This is a genomic window from Flavobacterium sp. N1736, from assembly GCF_025947065.1.
In the GTDB taxonomy this organism is placed as follows: Bacteria; Bacteroidota; Bacteroidia; order Flavobacteriales; family Flavobacteriaceae; genus Flavobacterium.
The window spans coordinates 497,169-521,908 of record NZ_CP109994.1; the positions used below are offsets into that span (position 1 = coordinate 497,169).

The window sequence follows — 24,740 nt, forward strand, 5'->3', positions numbered from 1 at the left end:
ATTTTAAAGCTTGTATTTTTTTAAAATCAATTTAAATAGAATTCAAAGCTGTTATTATTCGTAACAAAAAATAAATACGCTTTTATTTTTTACCTAGAAATGGTACATTAGCCGAAAATCCAATTCATTTATGCTAGAGCAAAATCAATATAACGAAGATAATATCCGATCACTCGATTGGAAAGAACATATTCGTATGCGTCCGGGAATGTATATCGGAAAATTGGGTGATGGATCTTCGCCGGATGATGGTATTTACATTCTTTTAAAGGAGGTTTTAGATAACTGTATCGATGAGTTTGTAATGGGCTCAGGAAAAACTATTGAAGTAACAATTAAAGATAAAACGGTTTCGGTTCGTGATTACGGACGTGGAATTCCGTTAGGAAAAGTAGTCGATGTCGTTTCTAAAATGAACACCGGAGGAAAGTACGATTCTAAAGCTTTCCAGAAATCAGTTGGTTTGAACGGTGTTGGAACAAAAGCTGTAAATGCGCTTTCGAATTATTTTAGAGTAGAATCTGTTCGTGATGAAAAACAAAAAGCGGCAGAATTTTCAGGAGGAAATTTAGTTTTAGAAGAAGATATAGTGGAAACAACAAAACGTAAAGGAACAAAAGTAACTTTTACGCCAGATGAAACTATCTTCAAAAACTATAAATTCCGTATGGAATATGTGATAAAAATGGTCAAAAACTATTGTTACTTAAACAATGGTTTAACGATTATTTTTAATGGCGAAAAATATATTTCAGAAAATGGTCTTAGAGATTTATTAGAAGAAACAATTAGCGAAGATGATTTAGAATATCCAATCATTCATTTGAAAGATCATGATATTGAAATCGCCTTAACGCATAGTAAAACACAATATAGCGAAGAATATCACTCTTTTGTAAACGGGCAAAACACCACACAAGGAGGAACGCACTTAGCGGCTTACAGGGAAGCAATTGTAAAAACGATTCGTGAGTTTTACAATAAAAACTTTGAAGCTTCCGATGTTCGAAAATCGATTGTAAGTGCAATTAGTATTAAAGTAATGGAGCCTGTTTTTGAGTCTCAGACCAAAACAAAATTAGGTTCTACAGATATGGGTTCTGATGATGGAACGCCTGCGGTTTCAGTTCGTACTTTTGTAAATGACTTTGTAAAGAACAAATTAGACAATTATTTACATAAAAATCCGCCAACTGCAGATGCATTATTGCGTAAAATTTTGCAGGCAGAACGGGAACGAAAAGAGTTGTCAGGAATTAGAAAACTAGCGACAGATCGTGCTAAAAAAGCCAATCTTCACAATAAAAAACTGAGAGATTGCCGTGCGCATCTTCCGGATACAAAAAACCCAAGAAACTTAGAAAGTACGCTTTTTATTACCGAGGGAGATTCGGCTTCCGGATCGATCACAAAATCTCGTGATGTAAATACGCAGGCGGTTTTTAGTTTGCGTGGTAAGCCTTTAAATTCATACGGAATGACGAAGAAAATCGTGTATGAAAATGAAGAATTCAATTTATTGCAAGCTGCTTTAGATATTGAAGACGGGCTTGAAAAATTGCGTTACAACAACATCGTAATCGCAACCGATGCCGATGTCGACGGAATGCACATTCGTTTGTTACTGATTACTTTCTTTTTGCAATTTTTTCCTGAATTAATAAAAGAAGGGCATTTATACATTTTGCAGACACCACTTTTTAGGGTTCGAAATAAAAAAGAAACCATCTATTGTTATTCAGAAGAAGAAAGAAGAGATGCGATCGAAAAACTAAAACCAAAACCGGAAATCACCCGATTTAAAGGTTTGGGAGAGATTTCTCCGGATGAGTTTAAGAATTTTATTGGAGAAACGATCCGACTTGACCCAATTATGATGGACAAAAACACTTCAATCGAGCAATTATTGTCTTTTTATATGGGAAAAAATACGCCTGACAGACAAGAGTTTATTATCAAGAATTTGAAGGTGGAGCTGGATGCAATTGAAGAAGAAGTTTAGAAGAAATTTAGTAGTTATACTGAACAAAATATATGAAAGACGAAGAAGACGATAACATAATTCCAGACAACGAAGAAAATAATTCTGATGAAAACCAACTTGATGAAAATCATGAAGGAGAGGATGAAATTATTGATGTAGATGCTAAACATTTTGAAGGGCAGCATTTTTACGAGAATACTGAAGAAGATGGTCAGGACACGATTACGAAAGTAACGGGAATGTACAAAGACTGGTTCTTAGATTATGCTTCGTATGTAATTTTAGAACGTGCAGTTCCGGCTATTGAAGATGGTTTTAAACCGGTTCAGCGTCGTATTATGCACTCTTTAAAAGAGTTAGATGACGGTCGTTATAATAAAGTTGCCAATGTTGTTGGGCACACCATGCAGTATCACCCACACGGAGATGCGAGTATTGGTGATGCTATGGTACAAATTGGTCAAAAAGATTTATTGATTGATTGTCAGGGAAACTGGGGAAATATTTTAACGGGCGATGGAGCTGCGGCTTCTCGTTATATTGAAGCACGTTTATCAAAATTTGCTTTGGAGGTTTTGTATTCTCCAAAAATTACCGATTGGGGTGTTTCGTATGATGGTCGTCGTGCAGAACCAAACAATCTTCCGGTAAAGTTTCCTTTGCTTTTGGCGCAAGGGGCAGAAGGTATTGCGGTTGGTCTTTCGACTAAAGTTTTGCCTCATAACTTTAATGAGTTAATTGATGCTTCGATCAAAATTTTAAAAGGAAAAGCCTTTACATTATATCCTGATTTCATGACGCAGGGTATTGCCGATGTGTCGAACTATAATGACGGACTTCGTGGCGGACGTGTGCGTGTTCGTGCTAAAATTGCGCAATTAGACAAAAATACGTTGGTGATTACGCAAATTCCGTTTTCGACCAATACCACGACTTTGATTGATAGTATTTTGAAAGCCAATGATAAAGGTAAAATCAAAATCAAAAAGATTGAAGATAATACAGCGGCCGATGTTGAAATTTTAATTCATCTTTTCCCGGGTGTTTCTCCGGATAAAACGATTGATGCTTTATTTGCTTTCACGGCCTGCGAAACTTCTGTAGCACCTTTAGGCTGCGTTATTGAAGATAATAAACCATTGTTTATTGGTGTTTCTGAAATGTTGAAAATTTCGACGCACAGAACGGTTGATTTGCTTAAACAGGAATTAGAAATTCAACTGGAAGAATTAAAAAATAAATGGCATTTCTCTACTTTAGAGAAAATCTTCATTCGTGAAGAAATGTACATTGAGTTCAAATTATATTCAGACAGAGAATCTCTTTATAAATATTTATATGACCGATTTGAGCCTTTCAAAAAATCATTTGTCAGAGAAATCAACGATGAGGATTTGCAAAGACTGACTCAAATTCCGATGATTCGTATTACCCGTTTTGACTCTGATAAGGCTGATGATTTTATCGCTAAGTTAGAAGATGAAATGAAAGAAGTACAGCATAATCTGGAGCATTTAACGGATTTTGCCATTGCTTATTTTACGAAATTAAAAGAGAAATACGGAAAAGGACGTGAACGTCAGACAGAACTTCGTGTTTTTGATAATGTTGAGGCGACAAAAGTAGTTTTAAGAAATACAAAATTATACGTAAATCGTGAAGAAGGTTTTGTTGGAACTTCTCTTAAAAAAGACGAATACGTTACTGATTGCTCTGATATCGACGATGTTATTGTGTTTTTACGAGACGGAAAAATGCTGGTGACAAAAGTAGATGCCAAAACATTTGTTGGAAAAGACATTATTCACATTGCCATTTTTGATAAGAGCGATAAACGTACAATTTACAATATGATTTATCGTGACGGAAAATCAGGTCCGTCTTATATCAAGCGCTTCAATGTTTCGGGAGTTACGCGTGATAAACCTTATGATTTAACGAATGAAACTGCTGGTTCGCAAGTGGTTTATTTTTCACATAATCCAAATGGAGAAGCAGAGGTAATTACAATTTTATTGCGTCAGGTTGGAACGATCAAGAAACTGAAATTTGATATTGATTTTGCCAATTTAGCGATTAAAGGGCGTGCATCAAAAGGAAATTTGGTAACGAAATATCCAATTAAAAAAATCGAATTAAAAGAAAAAGGAATTTCGACTTTACTACCAAGAAAAGTTTGGTTTGATGATACTGTTAAACGTTTAAATGTTGATGCAAGAGGTGAATTATTAGGAGAATTTAAACCAAGTGATAAAATCTTAATTATTAATCAATCCGGAAAACTAAAAGTTATAATTCCTGAATTATCGACTCATTTTGATGAAGATATGATTGTTTTGGAAAAATGGAAACCTAAAAAACCAATTTCGGCCATTTATTATGATGGAGAAAAAGAGCGTTATTATTTAAAACGCTTTTTGGTTGAAACCGAAAATAAAGAAGAAAGCTTTATTACAGAACATCCAAATTCGCAATTAGAGATTGTATCAACAGATTATCGTCCGTTGGCGCAATTGGTTTTTGCAAAAGTAAAAGGCGTTCAAAAAGAAGATTTGCATATAGATGTTGAAGACTTTATAGCCGTAAAAGGTTTTAAAGCTTTAGGAAATCAATTAACGACTGAAAAGTTAAAACAGGTTAATCTTTTAGAGCCACTACCTTATGAAGAACCTGTTGAGGAAGTTCCGGAAGTTCCGGAGATTTCAGATGATGATCCTGTCGAAACTGAATTAGATGATGACGGACAAATAGGTCTCGTTTTAGAATAATAACTAAAAACCGCTAAGATTTTCTTAGCGGTTTTTTTTTGCTTTTTTTTTAATTGTTAAAGTCACACTAATAATGTCCTATTCTGATACTATCGTGGCTTATTGGGGAAGAATTTGAAATTATTAATGGCATTCTTTGTAAGAATAACTTTAAAATTAAAAGCAATGAAAAAATTACTATGTTTATTAAGTGCTGTTTTAGTGACGTTTACTTCTTGTTCAAAGGATGATAATAATGATCCACCTGTTTCGGTTTCTCCAATTTTATTAAAAAACACAACTTTTATTGAAAGTGATGGAACTTCTTCTTTAGAGGAAAATGTATATAATGGAAATAAAATTGTAAGCATGACAGGAGAAGATTATGTAATAAAATATACTTATTTAGGGGATCAAATAACAAAAGAAGAAGAATTCGACAAAAATGGTAAACTTGAATACATTACAGAATATGCTTATACTAGCGGAAAATTAACTAGTCTTATTGAAAAGAACAATGAAAGTGTTGATTATTATAAAACCCAATATACTCATGGCACAGACGGAATTGTGTCTTATGACAGATTAAAGGGCAATAGTTCAACCGGTATTGAAGAGAAAAATGGAGCTAGTGGAAAATTAACATTTAAGGATGGCAATTTGATAAAGCGTGAAATTTCTGAGCCTGGTTCTGAAAGATTAGAAATATATGAATATGATAATAAAAACCATCCGTTTAAAAATATTCTAGGATTTAATCTGTTACTGAATGTTGCCTCCGTTAATAATTTAATCAAAGAAACTACTACTTCAGGATCTGGAGATAATATTCATACAAGTATAACAACATATACTTATAAATATGATGTTAACAACTATCCAACAGAAGAAGTAGCAACCTTTCCAAAAGGTAATTCAGTTTCAACTGAAACTACACAATTTGTTTACTAGTAAATTCAATAAAAAATAAGAAAAGCCAAATACTATAATTCTAAAATAATTAAAGTATTTGGTTTTTTTATATTCAAAAGGACATATTTTTTAAGCTGATTTCATAACTGTTTTTTAATTGTTATTTCTAAAAAAATATTAGTTGTCAGTTCATTTTAAAAAATTACTTTTGTTTTTTTTAATACGGAAATAATTACATAAAGGAATGTTAAAAATTAAACTTCTTTCTATCTTTCTATTGTTTGTTTTGCTGGGATTTTCGCAAACTAAAAAGGCGACTGTCATGGTTAATGCGAGGGCTCAAAAAGATAAAATTTTGATTAGATGGGCTGTTAATTCTCCAAGTGAATGGCAAAAAGCAAATAAGAAAGGATTTGTAATTACCAGAACTACAGTATTACGAGATGGAAATATCGTATCTAAACCAGAAAAAATTATCCTTACACCCAAGCCATTAATTCCTGAACCTTTGGATTCCTGGATTGATTTGGTACAAAAAGACAGTAATGCTGCAATTATTGCGCAATCGATCTATGGTGATAGTTTTGAAGTTTCAGGAGCGAAAGAGGGCGATATATCTACCATAATCAACATGGCTGACGAACTCGATCAGCGTTATACATTTGCACTTTATGCTGCCGATATGAGTTTTTCTTCTGCGGTAAAAGCAGGTTGGGGATTTGTAGATTCAGATGTCAAAAAAAATGAAGTATATGCTTATCAGGTAAAGGTTTTTGAAAGTCCACAAGTTAAAGAATCCTCTTATATGATTGGTTTGAAAGACTATAGTGTTCTGCCTGCGCCAACGGATTTTATTGCAGTACCTGATGATAAAAAAATACTGCTTTCCTGGGATTACGAAACCTTCAAAAGAATTTATACATCATTTATGGTAGAGAAATCTTCTGATGGTATCAACTTTAGTCCAATAGCCAATACACCTTTGGTAAACTTAAATGATAAAGAAGATCATCCGTCTAAAACCATGTATTATGTAGATACGCTCAGCGTAAACGATAAAATATACCATTACCGATTATATGGTATAACCTCGTTTGGAGAAAAAGGAGAACTGACAAAACCTATCACTGCAACAGGAATTGCTGCCGTGGTTACTCCGGCAAGAATAATCGATTATAAGATTATAAATTCGAACGAAGTTAATCTGGAATGGGAATATCCTGCAGCATCAGAAGGTTTTATTCAGGGTTATGAAATTAATTTAGCAGATAATGATAAAGGTCCGTATAAAGTGGTTTCTAAAATTATTCCTCCTTCTGAGAGAAAACTAAATTTTAAGGAAAATTTATATCCGTCCAATTATTTTACCATATCTGTTATTGGTAAAAATAACCAGCGATTAACATCTCAGAGTATGCTGGTTCAGCCTGTAGATTCTATACCACCGGCAAAACCAATTGGTCTTGAAGGTGTAATTGATAGTCTTGGAGTGGTACGATTGAAATGGAAACCAAATCAGGAAAAAGATTTACGTGGATATCGTATTTTAAAAGCCAATAATACCGGTGAAGAGTTTGTCGATATTTATCATAAATCTTTTGTTGGCACAAATTATAAGGACAGTGTGAGCCTGAAAATGACAAACAGCAAGGTATATTATAGAATTGCTGCAGAAGATATGCGCTTTAATATTTCAGATCCATCTGATGTTTTGGTATTAGATAAACCGGATAAAATTCCGCCGGCCGCACCAATTTTTAAAGATTATGATAATAAAGACGGTAAAGTTCATTTAAAATGGATTCGCAGTTATAGTGAAGATGTAGTAGGATATAGTTTAAGAAGGAGAGAAAAAGGACAGGAGAAATGGCTGGAGATTAAACAAATAAATGATACTATTCAGGAATTTACAGATGACAGGGTAGAGAACAAAAAAACATATCAATATGCTATTCTGGCTAAGGATAAAAGTAACCTCTGGTCGTCATTCGATCATTCTGTGGTAACAGTTCAGGTTATGGATTTTACACCCGTGAAAATAATTACGTTTTTACAAGGTCTGCCTGATCGGGAAAATAAAAAAATAACCCTGACTTGGGATTATAATAAAACCAAGGACAAGGTTTTAAGTATGAGTATTTATAAAAATTTAAAAGGAACACCGCCAACTTTATGGAAAGAAATAAATGGTGATGTTTTTACTTTAGAAGATAAAAATTTAAAAATAAACATGGAATATGAATATCATTTGATTCCAAGTTTACAGAGTAACAGTCCGGCAAAAGAAGAAGTTTTAACAGTTGTATATTAAGCCTATGAAGAAGTTTTACTTATTGATTATTTTATTGGTTTCGGGATTTGGTTTTGCACAGGTAAATTATACTATAAAAATCAGTAATCTTACTTACAGGATAAATGAAGGTGTTAAAAATAGGACCAGCTCAAATATCAGAGTAACTGTTCACTATCAAAACGGAACAAGCGCTAATGCTTATGCCAGAGATATTGATAATGAAGGTGAGAATGAAAACAACAAAAATCTGCCGGATCTATATAGTGCTTCTAAACCTATTTCGATAGAATGTTTTGCTTTTGTTAATTTTAGATCAGGTACTGATGCCAATAGTTCTAAATATGCTAATGTAGATACTTATTGTCCTACTGGGTCTTTCAATCAAGGTTATTCACCAAGAATGACAAACATTACATTTAATTATTCTATTGAAGCTAAAATAAATGTAACACCGCCAACAGATAATATTTTACCAACTCATACAAAAAAAACGATAACTGCTTCGTCGGGTTACGATGCACAATATTATAAATGGCAATATACCTTAACTCCCAACGCGACAGCGACTCAATGGTTAGATTTACCACAATATAATAACTCGCCAAGTATTAGTGTAGATGCAGTTGATATTTTAGGTGCAAATGCAGGCTTAAATATTGGAAAAGATATTTATTTTAGAATAAAACCTTGTACTGCAACACCAGGTTTAAGTGGTGTAGGGATTTATTCAATTCGTTTGTCTGCTCCAAAAGTTGATTCTTTTACAGCCGTTCAGCCTACATGTACAGATACTGAAGATGGTTCTGTTAAGCTTTTTTTCAATAGATCTTTACTGAATGGAGAACAGTTAAGTTATACACTTCTGGATGTTGACACAAATACTCCTTCTGATTATAATGGCGTGCTGGCAATTGGTACAGACAAGACTTTTAGTATTTCCGGTTTGCGTGCAGGTACTTATACTTTACAGCTAATAGGATTTAAAGATGGATTAAATACTTCTGTTGACGCAGATTTATTTGATCTTAAAACTTTTACAATTGCATCACCTCCACCTTTAGCATTCACATTGGCAAGTACAGATATACAATGCAACGGAGGTCAGGACGGTACTATAACGATTAACGCAGCCGGAGGAACTCGTACTCCATTAGGAAATGATTACTATTCATTAAATAATGGGTCTACATGGATTCCTTTCCCCAATAATAAACCTTACACAATTACTGGTCTGCCACTTGGTACATATAAAGTGAAAGTAAAAGACATGAAGGGCTGTATTGCTAAAACCCAAACAGTAGTAAATGGAAAGATTCAATTAGGTGACGAGATAATACTTGAAAAAACGATATCACAACCGCAATTGCCTTTAACGCTAAATTATACATTCAAAAAAGACCCTATTTTTTTTGGAGCTTCAAATGGAAAAATTGTTGCTGCGATAAGCGGAGGTACGATTAAGGATGATAAATCGTATGAATATGAATGGAAGAATAGTAGCGGAGTTACTCTACCAACAACTGCTCAGTATAATTCTGTTGATAAAACATATTATATTACATTAGAAAATGTTTCAAAAGGAGAATACAAATTAACTGTAAAAGACAAAAATTACAACAATGCAGTAAATAAAGCAGGTTGTTCTATTATCGAATCATCTCAAACATTAACTGAGCCTGATAAAATTGAAATTGTATTGACAGAAACACAATCTATTTCTTGTAATACAGAGAATTTGGAAACTGATGAAGTTAAATTCTCAGACGGAATTTTAAAAGCAACAGTAAGCGGCGGTATTAAATTTACCGGATCAGCAAACAATGGTTTACCATATAAATATATTTGGTCAAAATATAATACTGTAACAAACTTGTGGGAAGAATTAACAGAGTTTAAAACAGATACTGCCGAGAGTCTTTCACAAGGAAATTATTCATTAAATGTTATAGATGCAAACGGAATAGTACAGGGAACTTATAATACTACAGATTTAGTAACCGCAATACCAACAACAAAAAATATTGTAGAACCAACTAAACTTACTTTGTCATTTACCTCCGGAAATGTTTCCTGTCACGAGGGCAATAATGGCTGGGCTACCGCTACTGTTACAGGAGGTGCCGGATCTTATAAATATAAATGGTACAATACAGGCAGTGGTATTATAGATGAAAATAAAATTTCGCAATTAATTGCGGGTACCTATACCGTTGAAGTTACGGATAAAAATGGATGTTTTACAAAAGCAGATATCGTAATTACTGAACCGCTATTGCCTGTAGCAATTGAATATGAAGAGATTTTTACGCCTACTTTTTCCGGTGCAACAAACGGAAGAATTGTGGCTAAAATAACAGGTGGAACACCAAATGTTGATAAATCATATAATTATGTTTGGAAAAATGCAACAGGAGTCGTTCAAACTACAACTGCTGGATTAGAAAATGGAATTTATACTATTACGTTGAACGGGGTTCCTGCCGATGATTATTTTTTAACGATTAAAGACAAAAATTATAACGAAGCAACCAATCAAATTAGTAATTGTTCGGTATTAGAATCGAAAGTGGCATTGACGGAACCGGATCCTTTAAAAGTTGTTTTTGAAATCGTCCGTACTATTTCTTGTAATACAAGCAATGAATTCGGAAATGATACAGATACAACTCCAAATGATGGTCAGCGAGACGAATCACAAGACGGTATTTTAAAAGCTCATGTAACAGGAGGAGCTCCATTAGCATCTTCTGCAAACAATGGATTACCTTATTATTTTTATTGGAAAAAGCAGCAAGCCGATGGTACATGGTCTGCTTTATCTCATATTACAGGAGAAACAGCTTCGAATCTTTCTCATGGAAATTATGCATTGAATGTAAAAGACAGAAACGGAATTGTACTTGGAACGTATGTTAATAACCAGCTTACACAGGAAATTGACATTACCCAATTCATGCAGGAGCCTTCAAAATTAGTTGTGACAATTACGCATGGTAATGTTTTTTGTAATGGAGGAAATGATGGCTGGGCGACCGCAAATGTAGTAGGCGGAACACCTCCTTATGACTATAAATGGTCTAATGAAGTAGAAATTGATACCAATACAGTTTTAACCGCCGGAGAATATTGGGTATTTATTACCGATGCCAAAGGATGTACTACACAAGAAAGTGTTACGATTATACAACCCGCAGCTCCTCTGGCTATAAAATATACAGAAGTTTTGAATCCTGGTTTTTACAAAGCGACTAACGGAAAAATTGTTGTAGAAGTTTCCGGTGGAACTATTTTTCCTGATAACTCCTATTGGTTTGAGTGGAAAAACAGTAAAGGAATAGTGCAAACTACAACAGCCACAAATTTTAATAATGGTATTTACACAATTTCTTTAAACGGACTTCCTGAGGAAACCTATAGTTTAACGGTTCGTGATGCCAATTATAATGCAGCAACAAATAAAACAAGTTGTACAGTTTCAAATTTTGTTACAACTTTAGATGATCCGGATCCGCTTGAAGTTACATTTGAGGTGGTTCGAACTATTTCTTGTAATGTGAGTAATGAATTTGGAAATGAAACAGATGCTAATCCGCAGGATAATCAAAGAGATGAATCTCAGGATGGAATTTTAAAAGCCCATGTTAAAGGAGGAATTCAGTTACAGGCAAATCAAAATAACGGACTGCCTTATTTTTATACCTGGAAAAAACAGCAAAAAGACGGTTCCTGGACGATATGGAATGACCATGATGAAACGGCAGAAAATCTGTCTGACGGAACTTATGCTTTAAATATTGAAGACGCTAATGGTATAAAACTCGGCACCTATGTAAATAATGTTTTAACAAAAGAAACTGATGTTACGCATTTTATGCCGGAGCCTGCAAAACTAAATTTGACTTTTACAAAACTCAATGCCAGTTGTAACAGTGGAGAAGATGGATGGGCAGAAGCTCATGTAACCGGCGGAACTGCACCCTATACATACGAATGGACAAACGGTGAAACAACTGCAAAAATTGAAAATATTACAACAAACAATTACTTTGTTATCATAAGTGATGCAAAAGGATGTATTGTTCAGGGAAGTATTTTTGTTGGTGACCCGAAAGGAATATTTGCGACTGAAACAATAAAAAATCCTGTTTGTTATGCAGGTAACGACGGATCAATACAGCTAAATGTTACAGGAGGAAATTTACCGTATACGTATTTGTGGAATACGGGAGAAACTACAAAAGATGTGAGTAATCTTGCTGCAGGAAATTATGAGGTAACCATAACCTGTCCGGATTGTTGTGTCTATAAAAAGAAATTTGTTCTAAAAAATCCAAATCAAATTGTTGTTGATTTAGGAAAAGACAGAACCCTGTGTAATGATCAGGTTTTAGATTTAGACGCTACAATTGCAGATAACAAGGCACAATATAGCTGGACTTCTACAAATGGGTTTACATCAAATCAGGCAAAAGTAAGTTTGACAAAAGCCGGAACCTATCATGTAAAAGTAACGTCAGGTTTAGGTTGTATTGCCGAAGATGAAATTGTAATAAAAACAAGTCAGGCGATAATTAGTGCTGAATTTTTACTGAGTTCTCAGGCCTATTTAGACGAAGAAGTAATTCTGGTTAATACAAGTAACCCTCTGGGAGAAAGCACAGAATGGGTAATACCTGCCGGAGCACATATTGTAGAACAAAAAGAAAAATATATAACACTAAAGTTTGATGAAATTGGTACTTATATTATTGGTTTACAGCAAACACAAGGAGAATGTTATGCAACGTTTAATAAAAATATTACTGTAGAAAAACGAAGTACGCTGCCTAATGCAGCTACCGGTTCTAAATTTATTATTGATTTTATTGTAACGCCAAACCCAAGTGATGGAAACTTTAAGGCTATTGTCAATTTAGAGAACAACAGCGCTATAAACCTAAGGTTGTTTTCGTCTACAGGACAGTATACCATGATTCAGAAAAAAGATTCGGGAAAGAAAAAGTATGAAGTTGATTTTAATACTTCTCTTGAGGCCGGAATGTACATTTTAGTATTGGAAACAGAACAGCAAACGCTTGTTAAAAAAATTATCATCTACTAGGGAAATGAAGAACTTTTTCAAACATATCATACTTTTTATTATAGTAACTTTTTCGGGAACGGCAGGCGTATATGCCCAATTATTTCCCGTTCAGTTAACACCTGTTTTTAATAGTCCGTACAGCGTCAAAATAGCTGATTATGCTACAAGTATAGATACTAAAATGCAGTTGCTTATAAATCCTACTGACATTTCGATATCGCAGCGACAAGTACGTTTAAAGTTATACATTCAAGGTAACGGACTCAATATTCAAAGCAGTGATTATATGGCAGGACAGCGTCCGATTTTCATCAACGGAGGAGAATTGCAAACGCTTACCAATACTGATATTGCAGCTTTATTCAGACTCGAAAACCTGCAGGGAATTACAGCAGCACAATATGCCAACGGATTACCGGAAGGCATGTACAGTTTTTGTTTTGAGATGTATGATTTTGTTACCAATCAAAGAATATCACAAAAAAGCTGTGCAAGTTTATACCTGATTTTAAACGATCCGCCTTTATTAAATACACCACAGAAAAATGAACAGATAGCGGCAAGCGAATTCCCGAATATTATGTTTACCTGGACGCCACGCCAGATAAACGCAACCAATATTTCGTATAAGTTCGAATTAAAACAGCTTATAGATCCAAGCTTAGATCCGCAATTTGCATTTCAGATGTCTCCCATTTTATATGAGGAAACGTTATTTGGAACAGCGCTGTTGTATAATTTAAATATGCCAATTTTAACGCCTGGTATGCGTTATGCATGGCGTATAAGGGCAATTTCGACAACGGGACTTTCAGAAAATGCAGTCTTTAAAAATGATGGGTATAGCGAAATATATTCCTTTAAATATACAGGTTCCTGCGCTGCACCAACTTTTCTGTTAAGTGAAGCCCAAGGAAATAAAAGTGTAAAAATAAGCTGGCAGGGATTACCGGAACACACACGTTATCAGGTACAATATAAAAAGCAGAATGTGCCTAATGCACAATGGTTCTCGACAAATAGTTTAAATACACAAAGTTTAATCACCAATTTAGAACCTGGTGTAACGTACCAATTTAGAGTTGGTTCAAGCTGTGATCCAGTAACAGATGGCGTTCAGTCCTTTACTTATTCAGGAATCAGTACTTTTACGACACCTATTGAATCTGGTGGGGTTTCGGCTTATAATTGCGGAATTATTCCAAAAATCAATATTCAGAATCAAAAACCGCTTACGAATTTAATTCAAAGCGAAACTTTTACGGCAGGAGATTTTCCGGTTACGGTTTTAGAATTGCAGGAACAGCATAGTCCGTATTCAGGAAGAGGTTATATCATTGTGCCTTATTTGGCTGATACTAAAATTGCCGTTGAATTCAACAATATCATAATTAATACAGATTATCAGTTGATTAGCGGTGTAGTAGAAACAAGTTACAATCCGGACTGGAAAAATGTTATCGATACGGAAGACTTTACTGGAGAAGGACAGGGTGGACAAATCGAAGAAAAGGTTCCGTTTGACATAAAAAATATTGTTGTCAATGCCAATGGCGATATTGTTGTAAATGGTAAAAATGGTGAACAGGTAACAATTCCCGGCGGAAAAGATACTGTAATTACCGATAGCAGCGGAAAAGTATATACGGTAGACAGCAAAGGAAACGGAAGTAACGAAGGAGCTGCGCCTGCTCCGGGAGGAAAACCAACACCCGAAAATACCGATGGCGTTGATAAAAGCGGTCAGGCGACGGCTTTTACTGCCAAAGGAGCTACGATTGTCTTTTCAGGAAACGGAAGCAAATATGCTTTTGATGTAATGCCAAGTAACGCAACAGCCACACTTCAAAAATTATATAAAAAAGTAGGTGATGCTGCATTGCCCTATAAAGCAGTTTTAAATGGGGATACAGATACAGTTGTAGCAACAGTAACGATTACCGATACGATTGTAAAACCCGAAAAGATTGTTTTTAAAACCCAAAATGGAGCAAATGTACCCTCTACCCGAAATGATAAAACATTCGTGCTTACTGTAAAAGGAAACCAGACTTATGCCGAAGAGCAAATATTGGCTACCATACAACAAGGCGATAAATGGAAAGTGATTGGTACTTTTATGCTGGTTCATATTTCTGCTAAAGAAGTAAATGTGGCGCTGGTACCCACAGACGCTACATCGCAAAACAAACTTGAAGAAGTTATTGCAAATACTCAGGCAATTTACAATAAAGCAGGGGTGAAAGTGAATTTCACCAAGCAGCCTATTTTAGATATCAGCAAAGTAATTTCAGGAAATACAATTCAGACAGAAAAAAATACGTTAACGTCAACTTACAGTACAGAGCAGCAAAGTATAAATAGTCTGTATCAAACTACGGAATCCAGCTACGTACTTTTTGTAACAGATAAAGTTTCAAGTACCGGACAACAGGGATACATGCGACTAAACGGGCAGTTTGGATATGTATTTAAATCAGGTTTAGCAAAAACTCCTGCGCACGAATTAGGTCATGGAATTTTTAAATTAGAACATCCTTTCGAACTCTATAAAACTCCGGAATCAAGTACTGATTTATTAATGGATAATAGTAGTACAGGAAATGTTTTAAATCATCAGGACTGGAAACAGATTAATGATCCGTTGTTTAAATTGTATGCGTTTCAGAGTCAGGCGAGTGGGGAGTTTGCGAATTACGTAGTAACTCCGGATTATAGAATTGTTAATATTACTGAATCAAATATTTTAGTTTCTGATAAAACTAATATTGAAATTCCTTCGGGAACTTGTCCTGGATTTGCAACTTATGATTACGACAAACAAAGTAAAGAATTTAAAAATATTAAATATTATTATTGGAATAATCAAGAAAAACTATATAAGGAGAAAAATACTAAAGAAGTAATAAATCCAGTTAGTGTTACACCCAAAAGTGGATCTTTAATAAGGTTATTTTATAATTATTCAGATTGTCCTGCTGGTGCAATAGATCTTAAATTTAGTGAAATTGCTAGTGAATATCAAACAGCTAATGGATTGCTTTCTATTATTAAAAAAAATCAAATCAATGCTAAAGTTTTAAATTGTGTAGATTTTAATTCTAATTCAACAGAAGATCCTAAAGAAAAAGGATGGGCTATTGCGGGGTCAAAAGCACCTTTAAATTGTACCGCAGATAATATTAGAGAATTATTGAAATTCGAATTAAGTGACATTAATGGTATAACTTCAAGTTTCACCTCAGAGCAAACTAATAAAGCTTTAGAACAAGTTTATAAAGATTGTCTTTTTGAAAACATAGACATTCAGCAAAGGATTGTCATTCTTGATAATTTAATTAATAAGGCAAAAGACGATGCTGATTGGGAGTTTAGTAAAACGTTCCTTTCTGTAGGGGATAATTTCTTTTTGGATAATTTGATTCTTACAACTCCGGAAAAAGATAGATTAAAACTATTGAAAGATGGTTTTATGAAGAATAATTCTCAATGGATAAAAAATATATTTGAAAAAAGTACAGGGGGTTCACTTACTAATAACGATGCAACAATGACAGAAATTGTACCGTTATTTAGAGGTCTTTCTGCTTGGGTTTCTAAATATTATAAAGATCTTGGAGTTAAGCCTACTATGGCTACAACAGTAGATATTGGACCTGATGGATTTAGTAGCTTTGATTATCCGGTTGCGAGTATTAATCCTGTTTATTTAGGGACTGTCGATGATGGTAGCGGACCTTTTGATTTTATAGATATTATAGAAAATATAAAATACAAACCTCAAATTTTAGGAAGTAGTTCTGTAAAGATTTATGATAGCAATTTAATAAGTTTCCAGCATAGCCTGCGTAAAGTGGTAGATGGACTTTATATAAGTTCGCCAGGAAATGAACCAAAAGATATTTACGAAAGGTATGAACTAAATGTAAACCCATTTGAACCTGTAATTATGATAGCTTCTCGAAACTATCTAAATTTAGGTATTGAGAAAGGAGTTGAATATACGGTACCAGCTTTTATGGCAGCAGCATATCAACAAGCTATCATAGACGATGATACAAATCAAAGTATTCGTTCATTAGGTAACGGAGTTGCGATGGGAGCAGCAGTAATTACGGCAACATTTACCGGAGGAACTTCTTATTTAGCATATCTAACTTATGCAGGTGGAGTTGTTGCTGTAGGCGACGAATTAATCAAAAATGATAGATTAAAACTAAATCAAGATTCTGCATTTAAAGAAAAGTATGAATCGTATTATGATGCCTGGGATGTTTTCTATAACTCAGTAATGATTGCAGATGGTGTTGCAAACGTATATAGTTTAGCTAACAACTTGAGAAAAGTAAATTTAGTACGCAGCACAAAAGCATTTTATTCAAAAATGAAATCTTTTGATTTCAACGGTGGGTTGATGAATGTTTGGAAAGGATTAAAAGGAGCAATAAATACTACCACTCTAGGCATAATTGCAGAAGCAAAAGGTAATATTCCAGAATTTTATCAAGCAATTTTAAAAGTAGGATATAAAACGGAAATTGTAGGAGATATTGTTAAAGTGTATACGAAAAGTGGAACAGATGTTTTAGCTGAAATATCTCAAAATAGTATTCGTTTTAAATATAATGGCTGGGGGAAAGATATTATTACAAATTCTGATATAACCACCACTTGTATTGCGAAGTTTGATGATTTATTAGATGGACCTGGATCTAAATGGATAAAATATGATTTACCTGAAGGTGCGTTTGGTCGAGGAAAAATAAATAAAGGAGGAATCAATATCTTAGATGTTGATGATATCACTTATTCAAAATTAGAAATTGAAGCATCTGATATATTAAAAAGTAAAGGAATTGGTAGCCCAACTAAATCCCAAATTATTACAGAAGCTAATGAAATTTTTTGGAATAGATATAATTTACCATTTTTAGAAGAGGCTTTTTCTAGAGGAGACGATATTAGATTACTTACAGAACCACAGACTTTGTTCAGTGGAAGTGGTTTTTATCAAAGAGAAATAGAAGTAATTACAATAGGTTGGAAAAAACCTGACGGAACATTTATTGAACCTTTAAAGACCAAATACAATTATAAATTTAATGATGTAACAAAATCTTATGAAAAAATTAAATAGTATTAATTGGGTAGCTTTTAAAGATGATAAAGTTTATTTGGAAGATGTACCAATTACAATTGGAATTAATATAATTGATTGGTTGAAGCAATTTAGTTCTCTCAAATATTCTATTGAGCAAGCGGATTACAATGAAAGAAGAAAATATATAACATTTTCGGAATATTTAAATATTGTAATTTCTTCTTTTGACGATGTAGTTACTGATATTTCTGTTTATCCTTATCAATTTCAAAGTAGTCCCTATTATAAAGGAGACATAATTATATTCGATAAAAAATTAGAAGTTCCTTTTTTATCTAATGATATAGAAAAATATTTTCCAGATATAAAAGTTAAAAGACCTCCAAGCAAAGTAATTGATAGATTTTTGCCACGAGAAGCTCTAGAATATGTAGTTAACGATAGAGTAAAATTAGAAATATCAATGGGTAGAAGTGCAGAATTAGTAGGAAGCATAAGTTTAAAATATGTATAGGAAATAAATTATTAGAAAAAAAATCCTTACTGGCGCAAGCGTCTCGTCAGTGAATTATTTATCAAAAGATTACGAGTACTATTAAAGTGTTCAATACATAATTGATTATGAAAGTTTTTTCAAAAATGCAGTTAGAATATTAAATGAAATTGATAAAAGATCTGAAATTTAATATGAAATAATAAAATATGACTTTTATTGACGAATTTTTTATCGACTTAAATAGTAAAGATGAATTAAAAAATTATCCATCTTTACTAATACTGGATTTACCCAAAGAAACTGATATACAAAAAGGTAATTTAAGTGTACCAGATAATACAAACCAACTTTATGTATTTGCAACTACTGTAGTGGGTAATGGATATTTGGAAATTAAGACTAATACCAAATTTGATATTATTTTCCCTAGGAAAAACACTAATGAATTTAAAGAATGTAATGTTATTTTAAGATATGTGAATGTTAATCCTCGCCATCAAATTGATTATTTACCTGGCGGGTATACAGGGCTTTGTCTGTTAGAGTTTCCTAATGGTAAACCAGAACTATTCAATAGACTTAAATATTATGGCGAAAAAAAAGATTATAATAAGCATGATACACTAATACTTACACAAAGACCAGTAATGGAAAAATTATTGAATAGTACAATAAAAGTATAGATTGACTTTATAGAAATATTATAAAATGAAAACCAATGAAAATTATTAATGGAGAGGTTATTCATTATGAAAATATCTTAGAAATATTGGAACCACATCAAAAAATAGTGCAATAATGTTCTTGGCAGTTGAGAATTTTTTAATGTATTTTAAAAAAAAATTAGATGTCATGAGATGGAATTTTAATAATTTCAATAGAATAAAAGCAGATAAAATTATTTATAAAAAGTAGTATTTATCTTATTTTATGTTTTAACTTAGTGCGGTTAATATTAATCATTTTAAGTATAAAATAAAGAAAATAGCAAGCATTAAAATCATCATTAAGGAAGTAAACAACTTCCGAAAAAAATAAACGCCAAGTAAATAATAGTATGAAAAAAAATATTTTAACCGTAATAATTGTGCTAATAAGCATTTGCGGTTTTGCCCAAAAAATTAAGATTGAGAAAGGGGAGATTAAGCTGGATGAAAAAACGATTGGTTATATCGAAGGCAAAAAACCGGTTTTTAAAATTTATAGTTTAGATAAAAGCTTTTCTGTTACCGCAGAGTTAAAAAATGTTCCTAATGCACCTTCGTTAACACTTCCGTGGATAGAACTTAAAAATGAAACCACAGGAAAAACGAATGAAATAGAATTTAAGAGTAGAAAATTTAGTGCCTTTAATTATGATCGAAGTATTATTTATGAATTATTAGATAGAAAATATATAAGTGCCGACGGTTTAAATACTGAAACAATAGAAAGTTTCATTAATGCGGAATCAACCGGAATTGCTGCAAAACGTTTTGGAATTCAAAATGATATAAATAATGCGAATAGTTTGGCAGATTCTTATCAATTAACAATTGATGACAATGGTGTTATTTATAGTATAAAAGCAAAAAATCCGGACCCGAATGATAAAGTAATTGGTTATATCAAAATGACATCTCCCGCCACAAATGGAGAGTTAAAATATGAAGTTGGAGACTTAGACAATAAACTAATAGCAACCTGGTTTGCGCATCAGGGAACTTTTAGCGGTTATGAGAAATTTTTGAGTCAGGAACTTATTACCTATGATTATAAAGTTCTACAAGCAACTTTTGATAATAGAGGCAATCCAATAGGCTATAAAATGAGTAAAGATATCACAGCCATGAATATTGTACGCACACTGGTTGCCAATGGTTATACTTTGGGAAGTCAATATTAGAGAAAAAAAATAATTAATTGAATCAGAATATAAAAAGAATAACAATGAAAAAAAGAATTTTATTAGTAGCAGTGTTTCAGCTTTTTTTAGTCCTGAATGGCTGTAGTTCAGATTCAGGAAATGATGCAACTCCAGAGGAAAATAAAGGAGAAATTAAGGCAGATTATATTTCAGATGTTTATTTTGCAGATGATTTTGTCGTTGATGCAAATAATAATGTTTTTGTAACAGGACAAATTTCAGCTGAAATTGTTTCTTATCCGTTTAGAAAAATAGATGTCGATGGTAAAGTCACAACACTAAAACCGCTTGATTTTGTATATTTTAATTCCTCTAAAATATCTACGTCAAAAGATGGTCAGATTTTGCTGATAGCAAGAAATAACAATGTAGATTCGGATAAAATATTTCGTTTTGGAAATAATTTTTCAGAGTTGAATCCGTATTACACAATGAAACCGATAAGTTCTCCTTTGGCAAATAAAATTAGGCTTATTTCGATTTGTGATAATAATGACAATACTTATTTTGTGTTTGATTACAATAATCGACAAATGAAACGTTTTCTGCCTGAATTAAATACAGACGTTTTTGTTGCTGGCTCAGAGAAAAATGAAATAAAAGACGGAACAGGTTTAAATGCCGGATTTGGTTCTGTAACTAAAATCATTTCTCAGAATAATGTATTGTATTTAATTGATAATTTGAATACAGGAGCTGCTTCCACTTTTGTTAGTTCTAATATTCGCAAACTTGAGTACGTCAATAATGAATGGAAAGTATCAACTTTAATTTCAACCACAAATGAAAATGGTTATTATAGTGACATTGCATTTGATTCAAACAATGGTTTATATGTGATAGTTAAAGGCAAAGGAATTTATAAATTAAATCTTCAGGATAATACATTATCCCTTTTTAAAGATGGAGAAATCAAACTTGCAGCAGGAAACAAAGATTTAAGTGTTGATCTTCGATATGCTGAATCATTGAAAATTAAAAATAATGATCTATACCTATTGGCATCTTACAATTTAATTAAAATTTCTGATTTTCAATCTAAGTTTAATTCAGCAAGCAAATAAAAAGATTTAAAAAAGCACTATAACTTAACAAAGGTGTAGTGCTTAAAAAGATTACGAATGAAAAAAACTTTACTCTTATTATTATTTATAGTCATTTCTTCGTGCTATCAGGAAACTGCTATAGCCGTAGAAGGTGATTTTACGACTTCTTATGTAAACGAAGATGAGTCTATCCCTGTTATTGTTAAAATAGACAGTAAAATTACCGGTGCAGATACCTACGAATGGACATTTGAAGGCGGTAGTCCAAGTACTTCAACTTTAAAAAATCCGGGCGAGGTATTATACGATAAACAAGGTACTTACACCATAAAACTTCACGCCACAAATGTAGACGGAGAAACAAAAGAAATTAGTAAAACCGTAATAATAAAAGAAGGAATTAATATTCAGTTTACACATGAAATAATCAAAAGCAATTATTCTCCGGTTGAGGTAATTTTAACCAATAAAACACTTGGTGAAGGATTAACTTTTAAGTGGGAATTTCAGGAAGGAATACCTCATGATTTTACAGGAAAAACGCCGCCAAATGTTGTTTTTACAACTCTGGGAGATCATACCATAACCCTTACGGTTTCTAATGGTTTTGAATCAGAAAAGCAAATTCAGACTATCAATGTTGCGCCTTATTTAGTATCATTGTTTTCGTATGAACCAAAGTTTGAAAATGACGATTATGAAGCTCCTGTAGCCATTCATTTTACCAATAAATCAATTAGTGCTACAAATTATAAATGGACATTTCAGGGAGGAAATCCGGCAACTTCAACAGAAGAAAATCCAACAGTTGTTTTTACGACTGTAGGTACTCACGAAGTTATTTTGGAAGCCTCTAACGACAAAACAAGTCAAATTTTTAAGACAGATATTACAGTTCAGCCAGACACAAATTTGCGTATTTTGAGCAACATCAAGTTTGGAATAAACGCTGCACATAACAATAATAATATTGGTGCAATGTATTCAACAACAACCAGACAAGTATACAAAGCAAACGAAATCAATGACCAAAACAGTAGTTTAATCGATATTGTGTTTCAGGGTTTAAACGGCAATTTTACGTATAATAAATTTATATCGCCGGATCAGGTAAATAATTATGGGTTTTTAGCCTTGGAAAACGCGCAAAGTACCATTTTTGTAAACTCTCAAAATTTATGCAACTGCGGTTTAAATTTTACAGAAGCACAGTTTGATGCTATGGTAAACGATACACCAATTAAATCTTTAAACATAAATTATAGCGCGGCAGGAACACAGGAATTTGGTTTTACCTACCCAAGAATCATTTTGTTTAAAACACAAGACGGAAGAAAAGGAGCAATAAAAATTAAGGACATGGTAAAAAATGGAACCAGCTCTTATATTTTATGCGATATCAAAGTACAAAAACAATAAAAGGAAAATCAATTAATGAATATATATAATACAAATTATTGGTTTAAACTCCTCGTTGTTTTCACACTTTTGATAGCTAAAAATGGTTATTCGCAGGATGTTGATTTAGAGAATTTCTATAAACCTAATTTTAAGGTTACAGGAGGCGTAAATGCCAATATGATATTTTACAATTCAAATATGCAGGATTCACGTGAACCGTTTACCTATTTACTTTCGGGGAATTTAAATATTAACGCCTTTAGCTTTAATATTCCGATATTTTACAGCATCACCAATCAGGGAAATAATCTGGGATATACGGCTCCTTTTGATTTCAACAGATTATGTATTATGCCTAAATATAAGTGGGTAAAGGCGTATATAGGCAATGTAAGCATGACTTTTTCTCCTTATACATTAAGTGGATTTCCCTTTAAAGGAATTGGTCTGGAGCTCACACCAAGAAGTCCGTTTAAAATTAGTTTAATGGGCGGGCAATTGTATAAAGCAGTAAATGAGGACGAAGCATTAGGTGGAGTTCCTGTTTATGAGCGTTTTGGATATGGAGCAAAAGTAGGTTTCGAAAAAGAAAGTTATAAACTAGGCTGGATTGGTTTTTATGCCAAAGACAATGAAAATTCCTTATCATTTGTTGGCGAAAATACAGGAGTAACGCCAAAAGAAAACTGGGTAAACAGCTTTCTTTTCAGCACCTCTTTGGTAAAGAATTTAAATTTTAATGTAGAATATGCCTTATCTGTTTTAACAGATGATACCCGCGCAAAAAGTACCTCGGGAAGAAGTTACAGAGACCGACTTTTTTCGGCCAAAGAAAATACCAGTTATTTAAATGCTGTCAATGTAAATTTTGACTATGCCATTCAAAAAAGCAGGATTGGATTAACGTACGAACGCATTGATCCCAACTATAATACCCTGGGAGCCCTTTATTTTAATAATGATCTTGAGAATATTGCTTTACGATTTTCAAGACCTTTTTATAGAGATAATATCAATGTTTCGGCAAGTTTAGGATATCAGAGAGACGATTTGGCACAAAATAAAAAACAAGATAGTAAACGGGTTGTAGGTTCTGTGAATATGAATTATAAAATTACGGAACAGATTAATTTTACAGGAAGCTATTCTAATTTCTCAACCTATACCAATAAAAAACTCGATCAGTTTGAGTTAATAAATAATCCAAATGTAGCAGCAGCAGATACATTAGATTATAGACAATTATCTCAAAATGCAAATCTTAATTTAACCTATTCATTTGGCAAAAAGAAAAACCAGAACATGAATTTCAATTATAGTATTGCAGGTCAGGCCAATGAACAAGGGGGGATTATAAGAAAAGGACAAGCCAGTACCGTACAGAATTATAATCTGGCACATACCATAAATTTTCTGGGCATTAAAACAGCATTCAACAGTTCACTAAACTACACCAATAATCAGGTAGGTCAATTTGATAATTCGTCGTTAGGCGCTTCCGTTGGTGTTTCGAAAAAACTATTGAAAGAAAAGTTAAATGCCAATTTTGGACTCTTATACAATAACACCCAAAGCGACGCAAGTTCAAGTTCCGTTTTCGGGATAAAACTGAACAACAGTTATACAGTATTGCAAAAACACAATTTTGCATTAGGAATGATATCCATGTTTAGAAGCTCAACAAACAGACCGGCAAACAATGATATTATGCTGAATTTTAATTACGGCTACAGTTTTTAACGACAAAATACTTTAAGATAAAACAAGATTG

General features: G+C 33.1%; 12 protein-coding genes. All 12 read left to right on the forward strand.

What is annotated here, in order from left to right:
* The first annotated feature begins 130 nt into the window (after positions 1-130).
* Positions 131-2,002 (forward strand): DNA topoisomerase IV subunit B, encoded by a 1,872-nt coding sequence (locus OLM54_RS02140; RefSeq protein ID WP_264536969.1) that lies wholly within the window; start codon positions 131-133, stop codon positions 2,000-2,002.
* Positions 2,003-2,034: 32 nt separating this feature from the next.
* Positions 2,035-4,752, forward strand: coding sequence for a DNA gyrase/topoisomerase IV subunit A (locus tag OLM54_RS02145; protein WP_264536970.1), 2,718 nt, complete (start codon positions 2,035-2,037; stop codon positions 4,750-4,752).
* A gap of 165 nt (positions 4,753-4,917) precedes the next feature.
* Positions 4,918-5,682, forward strand: a complete 765-nt coding sequence (locus OLM54_RS02150) for a hypothetical protein (protein ID WP_264536971.1) — start codon at positions 4,918-4,920, stop codon at positions 5,680-5,682.
* 205 nt (positions 5,683-5,887) lie between these two features.
* On the forward strand, positions 5,888-7,954 hold the full coding sequence (locus OLM54_RS02155) for a fibronectin type III domain-containing protein (protein WP_264536972.1): 2,067 nt from the start codon (positions 5,888-5,890) through the stop codon (positions 7,952-7,954).
* Between the two features lie 4 nt (positions 7,955-7,958).
* On the forward strand, positions 7,959-13,037 hold the full coding sequence (locus tag OLM54_RS02160) for a T9SS type A sorting domain-containing protein (RefSeq protein ID WP_264536973.1): 5,079 nt from the start codon (positions 7,959-7,961) through the stop codon (positions 13,035-13,037).
* 4 nt (positions 13,038-13,041) lie between these two features.
* Positions 13,042-18,156, forward strand: coding sequence for a fibronectin type III domain-containing protein (locus OLM54_RS02165; RefSeq protein WP_264536974.1), 5,115 nt, complete (start codon positions 13,042-13,044; stop codon positions 18,154-18,156).
* Positions 18,140-18,634, forward strand: coding sequence for a hypothetical protein (locus tag OLM54_RS02170; protein ID WP_264536975.1), 495 nt, complete (start codon positions 18,140-18,142; stop codon positions 18,632-18,634). The genes OLM54_RS02165 and OLM54_RS02170 overlap by 17 nt, the downstream gene beginning before the upstream one ends.
* A 188-nt stretch (positions 18,635-18,822) precedes the next feature.
* Complete coding sequence (locus tag OLM54_RS02175; protein WP_264536976.1) at positions 18,823-19,299, forward strand: hypothetical protein; 477 nt, start codon at positions 18,823-18,825, stop codon at positions 19,297-19,299.
* A gap of 374 nt (positions 19,300-19,673) precedes the next feature.
* Positions 19,674-20,501 (forward strand): hypothetical protein, encoded by an 828-nt coding sequence (locus OLM54_RS02180; protein ID WP_264536977.1) that lies wholly within the window; start codon positions 19,674-19,676, stop codon positions 20,499-20,501.
* Between the two features lie 44 nt (positions 20,502-20,545).
* Positions 20,546-21,586, forward strand: coding sequence for a hypothetical protein (locus OLM54_RS02185; RefSeq protein ID WP_264536978.1), 1,041 nt, complete (start codon positions 20,546-20,548; stop codon positions 21,584-21,586).
* A 57-nt stretch (positions 21,587-21,643) separates the two neighbouring features.
* Positions 21,644-22,987, forward strand: a complete 1,344-nt coding sequence (locus OLM54_RS02190; protein ID WP_264536979.1) for a PKD domain-containing protein — start codon at positions 21,644-21,646, stop codon at positions 22,985-22,987.
* Positions 22,988-23,002: 15 nt separating this feature from the next.
* A complete protein-coding gene (locus tag OLM54_RS02195) occupies positions 23,003-24,709 on the forward strand; it encodes a hypothetical protein (RefSeq protein WP_264536980.1) in 1,707 nt (568 codons plus the stop codon).
* The last annotated feature ends 31 nt before the right edge of the window (positions 24,710-24,740 follow it).

Bases quoted from the DNA above. Each gene is read 5' to 3' on its own strand.
- OLM54_RS02140 (WP_264536969.1), top strand. From the start codon at position 131: ATGCTAGAGCAAAATCAATATAACGAAGATAATATCCGATCACTCGAT.
- OLM54_RS02145 (WP_264536970.1), top strand. From the start codon at position 2,035: ATGAAAGACGAAGAAGACGATAACATAATTCCAGACAACGAAGAAAAT.
- OLM54_RS02150 (WP_264536971.1), top strand. From the start codon at position 4,918: ATGAAAAAATTACTATGTTTATTAAGTGCTGTTTTAGTGACGTTTACT.
- OLM54_RS02155 (WP_264536972.1), top strand. From the start codon at position 5,888: ATGTTAAAAATTAAACTTCTTTCTATCTTTCTATTGTTTGTTTTGCTG.
- OLM54_RS02160 (WP_264536973.1), top strand. From the start codon at position 7,959: ATGAAGAAGTTTTACTTATTGATTATTTTATTGGTTTCGGGATTTGGT.
- OLM54_RS02165 (WP_264536974.1), top strand. From the start codon at position 13,042: ATGAAGAACTTTTTCAAACATATCATACTTTTTATTATAGTAACTTTT.
- OLM54_RS02170 (WP_264536975.1), top strand. From the start codon at position 18,140: ATGAAAAAATTAAATAGTATTAATTGGGTAGCTTTTAAAGATGATAAA.
- OLM54_RS02175 (WP_264536976.1), top strand. From the start codon at position 18,823: ATGACTTTTATTGACGAATTTTTTATCGACTTAAATAGTAAAGATGAA.
- OLM54_RS02180 (WP_264536977.1), top strand. From the start codon at position 19,674: ATGAAAAAAAATATTTTAACCGTAATAATTGTGCTAATAAGCATTTGC.
- OLM54_RS02185 (WP_264536978.1), top strand. From the start codon at position 20,546: ATGAAAAAAAGAATTTTATTAGTAGCAGTGTTTCAGCTTTTTTTAGTC.
- OLM54_RS02190 (WP_264536979.1), top strand. From the start codon at position 21,644: ATGAAAAAAACTTTACTCTTATTATTATTTATAGTCATTTCTTCGTGC.
- OLM54_RS02195 (WP_264536980.1), top strand. From the start codon at position 23,003: ATGAATATATATAATACAAATTATTGGTTTAAACTCCTCGTTGTTTTC.